Below are 13,621 nucleotides of genomic sequence, written 5' to 3' on the forward strand. Positions count from 1 at the left end.
TTGTAGGCGTAGAGACGCACAGCAGTGCGTCTAACATTTCCAAAGACGCACTGCTGTGCGTCTCTACAAAAATCATCAAATACCATAAATTATGTACGAATTACTTTTTTGGAGATATCTAGACGAAATTTACTTAAACAATCAGGAAGTTTATGAGGCTCTTCTTGAAAAAGAAGAAATAGATGGTTTGGCTGTGCTTCAAACAGAAGTAATCGTCAACCGTATCAATTCTGTTTTCTCAGACTGGGAAAGGGTAGACGAAAACAGCTGGAAAAATCCAAAAGGCAAAGGTGCATTTCAAGTAATCACAACGCCGCAAAGCATCAAAATTGACTGTTACGGAACAGAAGGAAAAACTATGAATAAATTGGTTGAGGTAATGGAAGAATTCAAATTACCGCTTTACGATCCGCAGGTTCCAGAACGTTATGACGAAATGAACGAATAGGTTTTTTGTTTAAGGTTTTTTTTGTTTCAAGTTTCAGGTTTCAGGTTTCAGGTTTTTGCGATGTTTGTTTTGAAATTTACTATTTGAAATTTAAAAAATTATCCGTCTTTCAAAAGAAGGTTTTGTTCTTTTCTAAGTTTAATAACCAATTGATCTACATAGGTTTTGACTTTCTGCGGAAGCGTATTCCAAGCAGCATCTTTCTTAAAACTTCTGCAATAATCTAAGTCACATTCAACGGCACGAATAACGTATTTTTTATTCTTGTAAACCGTAATAATTTTTACTCTGCGTACTTCACCATATTCGGTTTTAGAGCCGTAAACAATTATCGGTTCAATATAACCATCGCCGTCAAGATCTTTAAGTGTGCAGTATTTTGTCCAGAACCAAATATTGGTTTCCTTTGGCTCGTACGCTTCAAGAAGATCATTAATGCTCCATTTTTCTAAAAAACCACCGTGATCATTCATTGCGCAAATGGCTTTTATTTTGGTGTTTAGAGTATCTTTTTTCGTGATTTTCTGCTGATTTTCTCCTAAGACCAAATTGTAAACGCCGCCTTTATCGCTAAATTCATAAGCTTTATAAATCGGGAAATTACTTAAGCTGTTAAGTTCTCTTTGCGAAATCTCTTTTTTATCCAAAAGATAGTCTGTGGTCTTTTGTGAAAATAGAATTGTAGAATAAAGTAAGAACAAAAAGATAAAAGAATTTTTCATGAGCAAAGGCGTTTAATAAATCAAAGGTATTCAAAACGTATTTACTTTGCTTCGATTTATATTTTTTATAAAACATATTTATTGTAATTTTCTCTCAAATAAAAATATTCCCCAAAAATAACCATTAAACAATGAATATGAGAGCAGTCTTTCTAGGTTTATTAGCTTTTTGCAGTCAGATTATTGGAGCACAAAATATAATCACAACAGAAGTTCATGAACCCGTAGATTTTGTAAATCCGCTAATGGGAAGCGATTCGAAACCCGATCTTTCAAACGGAAACACCTATCCGGCAATTGCGCTTCCGTGGGGAATGAATTTCTGGACACCGCAAACGGGAAAAATGGGAAACGGCTGGATTTATTCGTACGCAGCCGATAAAATCAGAGGATTTAAACAAACCCACGAACCCTCTCCGTGGATGAACGATTACGGTCAGTTTTCGATTATGCCGACTACAGGAAAAATGGTTTTTAATGAAAATGACAGAGCCAGCTGGTTTTCGCATAAAGCCGAAATTGTAAAACCTTATTACTACAGCGTTTATCTAGCCGATTATGATGTAACAACCGAAATAACACCAACAGAAAGAGCGGCTTATTTTCGTTTTACTTTTCCAGAAACCCAAAAGGCTCATATTGTTATTGATGCCTTCGATAAAGGATCTTATATTAAAGTAATTCCAAAAGAAAATAAAATTATTGGTTACACGACCAAAAATAGCGGAGGAGTTCCTTTAAATTTCAAAAATTACTTTGTGATCCAATTCGACGAACGATTTGATGTAATAAATACCTTTAGCGGTACAGAACTCAAAACGGCACAAGAACTTACTGCAGATCATGTTGGAGCTGTAGTTGGTTTTAAAACAAAAAAAGGCGAAGTTATTACGGCAAAAGTGGCTTCATCTTTCATAAGTTTTGAACAGGCTGAATTAAACCTAAAAGAAATAGGATCTGATAGCTTTGAAACCATAAAAGAAAAGGGAAGAAGTATTTGGAACAAAAGCCTTAGTTCTATTATAACTGAAGGCGGTACAGTAGAACAAAATCAAACTTTTTATTCTTGTCTGTACCGAACAATGCTTTTTCCGAGAAAATTCTATGAATATGATAAAGATGAAAAACCGGTACATTACAGCCCGTACAACGGAGCAATTCTTCCAGGCTATATGTATACCGATACCGGATTTTGGGACACTTTTAGAGCATTATTCCCTTTGCTGAATTTGACGCGTCCAGATGTAAATGCAGAAATTCAGGAAGGACTTCTTAATGCTTACAAAGAAAGCGGCTGGCTGCCAGAGTGGGGCAGTCCAGGTTTACGAAACGTTATGGTCGGTAATAATTCGGCTTCAGTTGTTGCAGAAGCCTATTTAAAAAATAAAGAAAAATACCAATATGATATCGAAACCTTGTACCAAGCTTTGATTCATGGGGCCAATAACGAAGGCCCGCTAAAAGCAGTAGGACGTTTTGGTGCCGGATATTACAATACTTTAGGTTATGTTCCGTACAATGTTTTGATTAACGAAAGTGCTGCCAGAACCTTAGAATATGCCTATGATGATTTCTCTATTTATCAGCTGGCAAAAGCTCTGGGGAAACCAAAAAATGAAATAGAGTTATATAAAGAGAGAAGTTTTAATTATAAAAACTTATTTGATCCCGAAACCAAATTAATGCGCGGCAAAAACAAAGACGGTAAATTTATGAGTCCGTTTAACCCTTTTAAATGGGGAGATGCTTTTACAGAAGGAAACAGCTGGCATTATACCTGGTCGGTTTTTCATGACATTGATGGCTTGATAAAACTAATGGGCGGTAACAAAAAATTTGTACAGCAACTTGATAAAGTCTTTTCAGAATCTCCCATTTTTGATGAAACCTATTACGGACAGGTGATTCACGAAATCCGCGAAATGCAGATTGCTGATATGGGTCAGTATGCGCACGGAAACCAGCCGATCCAGCACATGATTTATTTGTACAATTATGCCGAAGAACCGTCTAAAACACAATATTGGGTCCGCGAAACCATGAATAGAATGTACAAACCAACACCCGACGGCTATTGCGGCGACGAAGATAATGGGCAGACATCTGCCTGGTATGTTTTTTCGGCTTTAGGATTTTATCCTGTTTGTCCTACCTGTAATGAATATGTTATTGGGGCTCCCTTGTTTAAGAAAATCACAGTGAATTTAGAAAACGGAAAACAACTTATAATTAATGCTCCAGACAATTCTGCAGATAATAAATTCATTGATAAAGCATTTTTAAATGGAACTGATTATGATAAAAATTATTTTACACACCAAGATTTAATAAACGGTGCCGTAATTGATTTTGAAATGAAAAACAAACCCAATACCAGAAGAGGAAATGATAAAAAAGATGCTCCGTTCTCACTTTCTAATGAATAATAAATTACCACTATAATGATTAAAATAAGCCATTTAAAAACTCTAAACTATTATAAAGCACTGTTTGTATCCGCAGTAATAGTAATAGGAAGTTTCTCTTCTGCGAAAGCACAGGGAAAGAAAATCGAACTTAAAAACTTGATTCAATACGTTGATCCCATGATTGGAACGGCAAGAATGGGGCATACCTATCCAGGTGCAACAGTGCCGTTTGGCAGTGTGCAATTAAGTCCAGAAACCGATACTATTGCATATGGTTTGAACGGAAAATACAATGGTGAAGTCTATAAATACTGTGCAGGATATCAATACGAAGATAAAACGATTGTCGGTTTCAGTCATACTCATTTCAGCGGAACTGGGCATTCTGATCTAGGCGATTTTTTAATCATGCCGACCACAGGAAAACTGCAATTGAATCCCGGAGTGGCTTCAAAACCAGAATCAGGTTACAGATCTGCATTTTCTCACAGTACAGAAAAGGCTGAACCGGCGTATTACAGCGTATTTTTAGAAGATCATAAAATTAAAGCAGAACTTACCGCCACGACACGCGTTGGAATGCACCAATATACTTTTCCCAAATCAAATGATGCTCACATTATTTTAGATTTAACGGCGGGAATTTACAATTACGATAAAAAGAATGTCTGGACTTTTGTACGGGTAGAAAATGATACTTTGATAACAGGATATCGCCAGACAAACGGCTGGGCGCGAACTAGAACCGTTTACTTTGCGATGTCTTTTAATAAACCAATAAAAAGTTACGGACAAGCGCCTTTAGAAAAAAATGTCTACGGCGGTTTTTGGAGAAAATTTGATCAAACCAAGAATTTTCCCGAAATGGCAGGTCAAAACTTAAAATTGTTTTTTGATTTTGATACCAATGAAGGAGAAAAAATCAAGATAAAAATGGCACTTTCACCTGTAAGTTCAGCAGGAGCATTAGAAAATATGAAAAAGGAAACGCCGGATTGGGATTTTGAAAAAGTAAAAAAACAAAGTCAGGAAATTTGGAACAAAGAGTTGAATAAAGTTCAGGTACAGACGATCCAAAAAGAGGATTTGATCAATTTTTACACTGCCATGTACCACGCCTTTCTGGGACCGACAGAATACATGGATTTAGACCGAAATTATAAAGGTTTGGATATGAATGTTCATCAAGCAGAAAACTTTACCAATTATACCAGTTATTCGCTTTGGGACACTTATCGAGCCTTACATCCCTTATTTAATATTGTACAGCCAAAACGAAATGCCGATATGGTAAGTTCGATGCTCGCACATTCTGATCAAAGTGTGCATAAAATGCTTCCGGTTTGGTCGCATTACGCCAACGAGAATTGGTGTATGATTGGTTATCATTCGGTTTCAGTTGTTGCTGATGCTATTGTAAAAGGCAATATTTCGTTTGACGCCGAAAAAGCATTGCAGGCATGTGTAAATACAGCAAAAGTTCCCTATTACGACGGTTTAGAATATTATATGAATAAAGGCTATGTTCCCGAAGATAAAAACGGTTCTTCGGTTTCTAAAACTTTAGAATATGCTTATGATGATTGGGCAATTGCACAGGCAGCCAAGAAATTGGGGAAAACTGAAATATATAATGAATTCCTTAAAAGATCTGAAAACTACAAAAACGTGTACGATGCTAAAACGGGTTTTATGCGTCCTAAATTAAATGACGGTACTTTCAAAAAAGAATTCGATCCGCTTGATACACACGGGCAAGGTTTTATTGAAGGAAATTCTTGGAATTACAGCCTATACGTTCCGCAAGATCCTGCCGAAATGATTAAAATGATGGGAGGAAATGAAAAATTTAAAGTTCGTTTAGATTCATTATTTAATATGCACCTTCCGGATAAATATTTCGAAAATACGGAAGATATCACGAGAGATGGAATCATCGGAAATTATGTTCATGGAAACGAACCTTCGCATCATGTAGTGTATTTATACAACTGGACTAATTCTCCGTGGAAAGCGCAGGACAAAATCAGAATGATCTTGAAAAAAATGTACCGAAATGGTGCCGATGGTTTAGGAGGAAATGACGATTTCGGGCAAATGAGTGCGTGGTACATCTTTAGTAGTTTAGGTTTTTACCCTGTAGCACCAGGTTCTAACGAATATGCTTTAGGAAGTCCGCTTGTAAAAGATGCCGTTTTAAATTTAGAAAACGGAAAAACGTTTGAAATCCAAACAGTAAATCAATCGGATAAAAATGTGTTTGTTTCAAAAGTACTTTTAAACGGAAAAGAGCTTTCCAGACCTTTTTTGAAACATGAAGATGTTATCAATGGAGGAAAAATTACTTTTTATATGAGTTCAAAACCGAATAAAAGTTTTGGATTATAGAATTAATATTGTCTTTGTCAAAGTTTTAAACTTTGACAAAGACTGAAGGTTGTTTAATTAAAGTCTAATTCGTGAAAATTAATTTAGCAAAGTAAAATTTGTGTAATTCGTGAAATTCGTGGCGAAAAAAAAGCGAAATTTGCATTTCAAATAAAGACAAGAACTATGAAAATAAATTTAAAATCAGGAATTGACAAACTGCTTTTCGGAATGAAACAGAACGATGTAACGGCTGTTTTAGGAAAACCTGATAAAAACTATAAGGATGAAGATGATAATGTAATTTTTGTTTATAATTCATTGAAAGCTAGATTGACATTTTATGAAGAAGAAGACTTAAAATTAGGTTATATCGTAGCGTCAAGCAATAATCTGGAAGTTTTTGGATTCCAATTGATTGGAAGAAACATTGCCGATGTAAAGAAAGATTTTGCTGCAAAAGGCATTACAAAATATACTCAGGAAACATTTGATACTTTTGAAAATTATTTCAACGAAGAAAACTGGTTTATTCTTCAAACAGAATTTGATGAGGTTGTTAAGTTTGAAATTGGTGCGATTATCAATAGCAAAGACGAGTTTGACTGGAAGTTTCCGGTAAAGAAATAAAAGATTAAATACTAAGCACTTACCTATAAAAAAAAACCGACAATCACTTGTCGGTTTTTTTTATAAGTCTAACGGAAATTATCCTTTCAACCATGCATTTTTAAGTTTCTCTTTTGAAGCGTCTACTGCTTTAAAAGTTTCTGCTTCTTGGTACGGAAGTTTTACAGTTCCTTTAATAGTTTCTTCTTTTCCGCCGCGTTTTACTTTAAGTGTAATTGCATCATTTTCTTTCCAGTTTTCACTTTCAGTAATTAAATCGTAGATATTATCTAAAGTATATGCTTTGTTGTTGATAGAAAGAATTTTATCGCCTCCTTTTAGGTTTAAATTTTTAAAGAAATTGTTGGGTTCGATATCAGAACGAACAGCAATCTCTTTGGTAGCTTTATCAATAGTGATAAATGGTGTCTGTCCTTTAATAAACGGATTTCCAGCTTTTTTCTCAGTAGCTTTTGCAACACCAACTTTTGCTAAATAAAAATCGTAAGGAATTGGAGTAGTCCCTGCAACATATTTGTTTAAGAATTCGCCCACTTCAGGATACGTCAATGACGTTATTTTTGCAAAAAGCTCATTGTCATTAAAAGGCTTTTCAACACCGTATTCATTAGATAATTTGTGCATTAGATCCAGAATACCTCTTTCTCCGTTGCTTTTTTCTCTAATGATGATATCGATACACATCCCGATCAAAGCCCCTTTTTGATACACATTTAGGTATTGGTCTTTGTACGGCTGTTCTAATACATTTTTACTCATTAAAGTAAAGGACATTGTATCATTTAAACCTTTAGCCTGCTCAATTTTATCTGCAATACGAGTATAAAATTCAGCCTCATCGATTAAACCTTGATTGATTTGAAAAAGGTTCGCAAAATATTCTGTAACCCCTTCATACATCCATAAATGTTCAGACATTTTTGGGGCATTATAATCAAAATATTGAATCTCTTTAGAGTGAATTGTTAAAGGCGTAACGATGTGGAAAAACTCGTGAGAAACCACATCTTTCATCGATTCTACCAATTTTTCTTTTGGCATAGATTCTGGTAAAACCACAGTTGTAGCGGTAGGATGTTCCAAAGCTCCAAACCCATGTGCATCGTCTTTTGCCATACTTGATAAGTACAATAAGACAGTATATTTTTTAGTAGCATTTACTTTTCCTAAAAAGTTTTTCTGCGCCGTCATCATCGTTTTCATTTCCGGCGTAATACTTTCAGCAGTAAATTTTCCTGTAGGAGAATAAACAGCAATTAAAATATCCATTCCGTTTACGTTGAAAGTGGTATAATCCGGCTTAGAATACATAATCGGATTTTCTACTAAAATCGCATAACGAGAAGTTGTAAATACATCCGATGTTTTGCTGGCATCTTCGTCTGTCATAGAAGTTGCGCCCCAAAGGGTTTCAGGATGCGTAATGGTAACTTTGTACGGTACTTCTAACTTATCTTGAAAATACCCCACAAAACCATGTGTATTCACCATAAAGTTTTTACCAGCGTCGATATTGGTTCCAGCTGGAGAAAAAACATCGTCATTACCAAATCCGGTTCCTTTTTCAGTATCAAAAGTATCGTTTACCAGATAAGTGATTTTTTTTAGTGTTTTGGCATTAGAAATAGACCAAGAGTTATCGTCGATTCTTTTTACAGTCAATGCGGTGCCTTTAGCATCAAAAGCTTTAAAATCTTCTGAGTACTTTCCGTAGTTATCAGTCGAGTAAGTTCCAGGTACTGTCTTCGGAATACTGTAAGTTACTTCATCGGTTTTAATAGCCGGCGGCGTTACTGTTACTAAAACTTTATCGTCTTTAACATCTACCAGGTTGATGTTTACCTCTACTATATTGCTTTTTGCGGAACCAGTGCTACCTGTTTTACAGCTCCAAAAGGTTACCGCTAGAGCTAAGGTGTAAAGTATTTTCTTCATTTCTTAATGTTTAGTTATGTCTATATGACTCTTTATTTGTAATAAAGTTACACTAAAATTAAAATAAAAAAAACTCCTGAAAAACAGGAGCTTTATTTTTAGTCAAATTTATTTTTTATATAATATTTTCCATCCAGATCTTCATCAAAATCGTCTATTTTAACCGGTTTTGGTTTTGGTTTATTAGCAATTGCCTTCTTTTTCCACATCTCAAATTTTTCAAGAGGCATTTTCTTTTTCATGATTTCCAGAACTTCTTTTTCTGCCAATCCAAATTCTTTTTTAATTACTTCGAATGGATTTTTTTCTTCTAACGCCAGCGAAACAAGTTTTTCGGTTTGTTCCCAAGTCAATTCTTTGCGGTTACTCTTTTTCATCACGTGAAAATTAATTCAAAATAGGGTGTTAATTATTAATAGATTGATTTTCAATTTATGTTTCAATATTAAAAAAAATAATAATAAGTTGGTTAGTAAAGCTTACTTTTTTTAATGATTTTTATTGTTTTTTTCAGATCTTGATTTTTGAAATGGAATTTTTAACAAATTTTTTAATTGATTGTTTTCTTCAACACGCATATGTGTATCTACTCCGTATACAAGCTGCTCTTTTGGAAGATAGGTAAAAGTGCCGAAAAGACGGTCCCAGACTGAAAAAATATTGCCATAATTGCTGTCAGTATAAGGTAAAACATAGTGATGATGAACCTTGTGCATATTGGGAGATACGATAAAGTAACTTAAATACCAATCGAGCCTTTCTGGAAGCGAAATATTGGCATGATTAAACTGAGAAAATACAACAGATAGGGATTGGTATAGAAAAACCATCCACATTGGAGTTCCGACAATTAAAACACCGAGCGTAGTAAAAACAAACCGAATAACACTTTCACCAGGATGATGCCTGTTGGCTGTCGTTGTATCTATCCAAGTATCAGTATGATGGATTAAATGAAAACGCCACAAAAATTTTGTTTTATGTTGGACCAAGTGTGCCAGATAAGCCCCGATTAAATCGAGTAATAACAAACCAATCAGGGTATAGAGCCAGAGAGGTATTTTAGGAATCCATTGTAATAAACCAAAATTGCTTCTTACAGTCCAGTCTGCAGTATATATTAAAATAAATGCTAAGATAAAATTGACAACAATGGTGGTAAATGTAAAAAAGAAATTTATTCCCGCATGATGCCATTTTTTATACTGCATCTGAAATAATGGAAAAGTATTTTCGATAAGCCAGAAAAGTGTAATGCCGCCAACTAAAATCAAACTCCTGTGTGAAGATGGAATCGTACTGAAATAATTGATAATATCATTCATAATACATCGATATTAGATTTGAAATACAATGTTTTACCTAATAAAAAAGAGAAAATCTAATATAAATATATTGGATTTTCTCTTTAAAAGTACAATTGTTGTCTGATATTATTTTCTGATGAGACTAACTAGGAATAATAAAATCCAGGCACCACCAGCAGCGATAATTATCTGCCAGAGCAGTCCGCCTTCGCCAATACCAAGTTTTCCTGCGATCCATCCTCCGAAAAACCCTCCAATAATACCCACAATAATATTACCGATGATACCAAATCCGCCGCCTTTCCATAATTGTCCAGCCAGCCATCCTGAGATTGCTCCTATCAGTAAAAAATATAAAAATCCCATTTTGTAAGGTTTAATGCGTTGTTAATTATTTTCAGTTTCAGAATCCTTTTGCAGTAAAGTTTTATAGAGAAGTCCGCCCACTACAGCCCCTAGAATGGGCGCTGCCCAAAAGAGCCAGACCTGAGAAAGTGGTTCTCCTCCAACAAAAATGGCCTGAGATAATGATCTTGCAGGGTTTACAGAAGTATTGGTGATTGGAATACTGATTAAGTGAATCAGCGTTAGAGCCAAACCGATTGCAATACCGCAAAAGTTAGTATTGGCACATTTGTCTGTACTGCCCAAAATAATCAGTAAGAAGAATAATGTAAGTACAAACTCAGCAATAAATGCCGCGGTTAGTGAATAACCATCTGGAGAAAAAGCTCCAAATCCGTTTGACGCAAAGGCTCCTGCTTTAGTAGCATCAATTACAAAACCTGCTTTTCCAGAAGCAATCGTGTACAAAGTACCTGCTGCGGCTATAGCACCGATACATTGCGCAATTATGTACGGAATTAAATCTTTGGCCGGAAATCTGCCTCCAGCCCATAAACCAAATGATACCGCTGGGTTAAAATGACCTCCAGAGATATGTCCTACAGCATAAGCCATTGTTAATACTGTTAAACCAAATGCTAGTGCAACTCCTGCAAATCCGATTCCGAGTTCAGGATACCCCGCTGCAAATAATGCACTTCCGCAACCTCCAAACACCAGCCAGTAGGTTCCGAAAAATTCTGCGAATAATTTTTTCATAATAAAATAATTTTAATGGTTAATTGTTAGAATGTATATTGGTATGCCCAATAGATCAAAACAAATTGTAGGGGCAAACGTACAAATAAAATCCATTTAGGTAAACCAAAACTTGCTTTTTTTTCTTGGAGCATGTAAAAATTGGCAGGAAAGACAGCAATTAACAATGCTATGATTCCCCAAGCTGCTATACGGCTGATAAAAGAGAAAGTTAACAGTACGCCTAAAATTATTTCGGCAGCACCACTTAAAATATTTATTAATTTGGGATTTTTAAACAGGGGCGGAATGATTCTGATGTACATTCCGGGTTTTCGAAAATGATTGATTCCAGCAATTATATACAATAAAGCCATTAAATACAAATGCCAAGGTAAATTCATGATAGTGAGTTATTTATCACGAAATTATGAAAAAAATTAACAATTATTACATTACAATTGCTTTTTTTAATTTGTTTGAAAAGGATTATTTTTTTGGCTTAAAATTTACATTCATAATAATGATCGCCAGAATGATCAGAATAATTCCAATCCATTGAGATAGAATTACTTTTTCGTTTAAAAGTACAAAAGCCATCATTACAGAAACAGGTAGTTCTAATGCAGAAACGATGCTTCCTAATCCAATTCCCGTTAAAGGAAAACCAGCATTCATCAACATTGGCGGAATAATTGTGCCAAACAAAGCCAAAACGATTCCCCACTTTAAGAAGATTTCAAAGTTAAATGGGGTTATCTGAGTTGCAAACGCAAAAGAAAATACGATAGTGGCACCGCCCAAAAGCATGTACAAACTTCTTTGTGCAGAAGAAATTTCGGTAGCAACACGGTTTGCCGTAAACATAGTGGTAGTAAAAGATGCGGCAGCCAAAATTCCCCAAATCAGACCACGCCAGTCTAGTTCAATATCGTTATTGATAATATTGGTTGCTAATACGGTTCCAAAAAGAACAATAATAACTGCAATTACCTTTTGCTTTGAAGGAAGTTTTTTTTCTAAAATCATTTCTAGTAAAACCCCCATCCAGACTGTCTGCATTAATAAAACAATTCCAATAGATACAGGGATGTATTTTACAGCCAGATAATAAAACAAGCTGGTCATTCCTAAAGAAGTTCCGGCAAGCATTAAACTAAAGATATTTTTTGGAGTAGCTTTTAAGGTAGTATTCTTGTTTTTTATTTTTTGAAATAGATTAATAAGCAGAATACCCATAATCCCATATATAAATTGTGAGGTCGTAACTTCTGCAGTAGTATATCCTTCAGAGTAAGCCATTTTTACAAAAGTGGCGAGCATTCCGTATGTAGTTGCACCAATAGCTACTAGAAATACACCTTTTAATACATTGTTTTGCGACGTCATCATATTATTTGTTTGAAAAAATTAAGCCGGCAAAGGTAACGTATTTTATTCAGTATTTAGTGTGAAATAATTAAAAACATTGACTTATTGATAATAGAGCATGGTTTTAATGCTGAATTTTAAGGATTTGATAAAAAAGAAAAAAGCCGTCAAAATAAAATCTTGACGGCTTTTTGAAAGTATAGCAAAACGTTTGTTTATTATTTATTAGGTTGATTTTGATACGTTTCAATTTCAAAAATCAATGTAGCATTTGGAGGAATTACACCGCCGGCACCTTTTTCTCCGTATGCTAAATTAGAAGGTAAAAAGAAAATAGCTTTTTCACCATCTGTCATCATATCCAATGCTTCGATAAAACCAGGAATCATACCATCTTTTTTACCTACTGTAAATGGAAATGCTTTATAACCGCCTTGAGAATCTCTACTGGCATCATATTTTCCGTATGTTTTTGCTATTTCTGCTATGCTGCTGTCAAAAAGAGTTCCATCTTCAAAATAGCCTGCATAGTGAAAATAAATTGTAGAACCTTCGGCACCTTTTATACCCGTTCCTTTCTTTGTAACAACATACTTTAAGTTAGAAGCTGTAGTAACAGCTTTTGCTTTTGTTGCTGCAAAATATGCTGCTTTTGCTGCAACGACTTTTTTAGCTTCTTCTTTTTTTGCTTCTAGTTTTTTTACTTCTTCACTGAAAACTTTTACAGCATCAAATTTTTTAGCTGCAGCACCTTTACGAGTAATTGTAATTTTAGTCATAATATCATCCTGAGCAATTTTGTTTACATTTTCCTGTCCAGAAATTACATGACCAAAAATAGTGTGTTTTCCGTTTAACCAAGGTGTATCTTTATGTGTGATAAAGAACTGGCTTCCGTTTGTTGCAGGTCCAGAATTAGCCATTGCCAAAACACCGCCTTTTTCAAATCTCAGGTCTTCAGCAAATTCATCTTTAAAAGAATATCCAGGGCCTCCAGAACCGTTTCCGTCCGGATCACCGCCTTGAATCATGAAATCGTTGATTACTCTGTGAAATTTTAATCCGTCATAAAAAGGTTTTCCTTTTAGTTTTTCAACTTTAACATAAGGATTTTTTCCTTCTGCCAAACTAATGAAATTAGCTACTGTTACAGGGGCTTTTACATATTCTAAAGAAACAACAATATCTCCTTTTGTGGTAGAAATTGTTGCAAAAATTCCATCGTTCGGGTCGGTGCTTGCGGCTGGTTTTGCAGCTGCAGTTTTTGCAGCAGGTTTAGCCGCTGGTTTGGTTTGTGCCTGAATATTTGCTATTGCTAAGCAAAATAAAAAAAGAAATTTAAACTTCATT

13 protein-coding genes are annotated in these 13,621 nt (G+C 34.9%); 4 read left to right on the forward strand and 9 right to left on the reverse strand.

The features are described from left to right. Positions 1–91 precede the first annotated feature (91 nt). A complete protein-coding gene (locus C4F50_RS02160) occupies positions 92–448 on the forward strand; it encodes a hypothetical protein (protein WP_193844783.1) in 357 nt (118 codons plus the stop codon). Between the two features lie 98 nt (positions 449–546). Here C4F50_RS02160 and C4F50_RS02165 read toward each other — a convergent pair whose 3' ends face one another. Then, the gene (locus C4F50_RS02165) at positions 547–1,170 is read right to left on the reverse strand and encodes a M949_RS01915 family surface polysaccharide biosynthesis protein (protein WP_193844784.1); all 624 of its coding nucleotides are present in this window, start codon (positions 1,168–1,170) and stop codon (positions 547–549) included. Positions 1,171–1,307: 137 nt separating this feature from the next. On the opposite strand from C4F50_RS02165, the gene C4F50_RS02170 reads away from it, so the two are divergent. The 3 genes from C4F50_RS02170 (at position 1,308) to C4F50_RS02180 (ending at position 6,575) form a co-directional block, all read left to right on the forward strand. After that, complete coding sequence (locus C4F50_RS02170; RefSeq protein ID WP_193844785.1) at positions 1,308–3,596, forward strand: GH92 family glycosyl hydrolase; 2,289 nt, start codon at positions 1,308–1,310, stop codon at positions 3,594–3,596. Between the two features lie 15 nt (positions 3,597–3,611). Continuing rightward, positions 3,612–5,966 carry a GH92 family glycosyl hydrolase gene (locus C4F50_RS02175; RefSeq protein ID WP_228011941.1) on the forward strand — a complete coding sequence of 785 codons (2,355 nt, stop codon included), beginning with the start codon at positions 3,612–3,614 and terminating at the stop codon, positions 5,964–5,966. 165 nt (positions 5,967–6,131) lie between these two features. Beyond that, positions 6,132–6,575, forward strand: coding sequence for a hypothetical protein (locus C4F50_RS02180; protein ID WP_193844786.1), 444 nt, complete (start codon positions 6,132–6,134; stop codon positions 6,573–6,575). A 78-nt stretch (positions 6,576–6,653) separates the two neighbouring features. On the opposite strand, the gene C4F50_RS02185 is transcribed toward C4F50_RS02180, so the two are convergent. The 8 genes from C4F50_RS02185 to C4F50_RS02220 form a co-directional block, all read right to left on the reverse strand. Further along, positions 6,654–8,510, reverse strand: a complete 1,857-nt coding sequence (locus C4F50_RS02185) for a M61 family metallopeptidase (protein WP_193844787.1) — start codon at positions 8,508–8,510, stop codon at positions 6,654–6,656. 98 nt (positions 8,511–8,608) lie between these two features. Beyond that, the gene (locus C4F50_RS02190; protein ID WP_193844788.1) at positions 8,609–8,887 is read right to left on the reverse strand and encodes a DUF2805 domain-containing protein; all 279 of its coding nucleotides are present in this window, start codon (positions 8,885–8,887) and stop codon (positions 8,609–8,611) included. Positions 8,888–8,998: 111 nt separating this feature from the next. Beyond that, the gene (locus tag C4F50_RS02195) at positions 8,999–9,835 is read right to left on the reverse strand and encodes a sterol desaturase family protein (RefSeq protein ID WP_193844789.1); all 837 of its coding nucleotides are present in this window, start codon (positions 9,833–9,835) and stop codon (positions 8,999–9,001) included. A gap of 108 nt (positions 9,836–9,943) precedes the next feature. Then, positions 9,944–10,183 carry a GlsB/YeaQ/YmgE family stress response membrane protein gene (locus C4F50_RS02200; RefSeq protein ID WP_193844790.1) on the reverse strand — a complete coding sequence of 80 codons (240 nt, stop codon included), beginning with the start codon at positions 10,181–10,183 and terminating at the stop codon, positions 9,944–9,946. 21 nt (positions 10,184–10,204) lie between these two features. Next, positions 10,205–10,921, reverse strand: a complete 717-nt coding sequence (gene aqpZ / locus C4F50_RS02205) for an aquaporin Z (protein ID WP_193844791.1) — start codon at positions 10,919–10,921, stop codon at positions 10,205–10,207. A gap of 26 nt (positions 10,922–10,947) precedes the next feature. Continuing rightward, a complete protein-coding gene (locus tag C4F50_RS02210; RefSeq protein ID WP_193844792.1) occupies positions 10,948–11,304 on the reverse strand; it encodes a DoxX family protein in 357 nt (118 codons plus the stop codon). An 85-nt stretch (positions 11,305–11,389) separates the two neighbouring features. After that, positions 11,390–12,289, reverse strand: a complete 900-nt coding sequence (locus C4F50_RS02215) for an EamA family transporter (RefSeq protein WP_193845830.1) — start codon at positions 12,287–12,289, stop codon at positions 11,390–11,392. Between the two features lie 200 nt (positions 12,290–12,489). Further along, positions 12,490–13,620 (reverse strand): peptidylprolyl isomerase, encoded by a 1,131-nt coding sequence (locus C4F50_RS02220; protein WP_193844793.1) that lies wholly within the window; start codon positions 13,618–13,620, stop codon positions 12,490–12,492. Between the last annotated feature and the right edge of the window lies 1 nt (position 13,621).

Origin of the sequence: Flavobacterium hungaricum (assembly GCF_015182285.1) — a bacterium.
GTDB classification, from domain to species: Bacteria; Bacteroidota; Bacteroidia; order Flavobacteriales; family Flavobacteriaceae; genus Flavobacterium; species Flavobacterium hungaricum.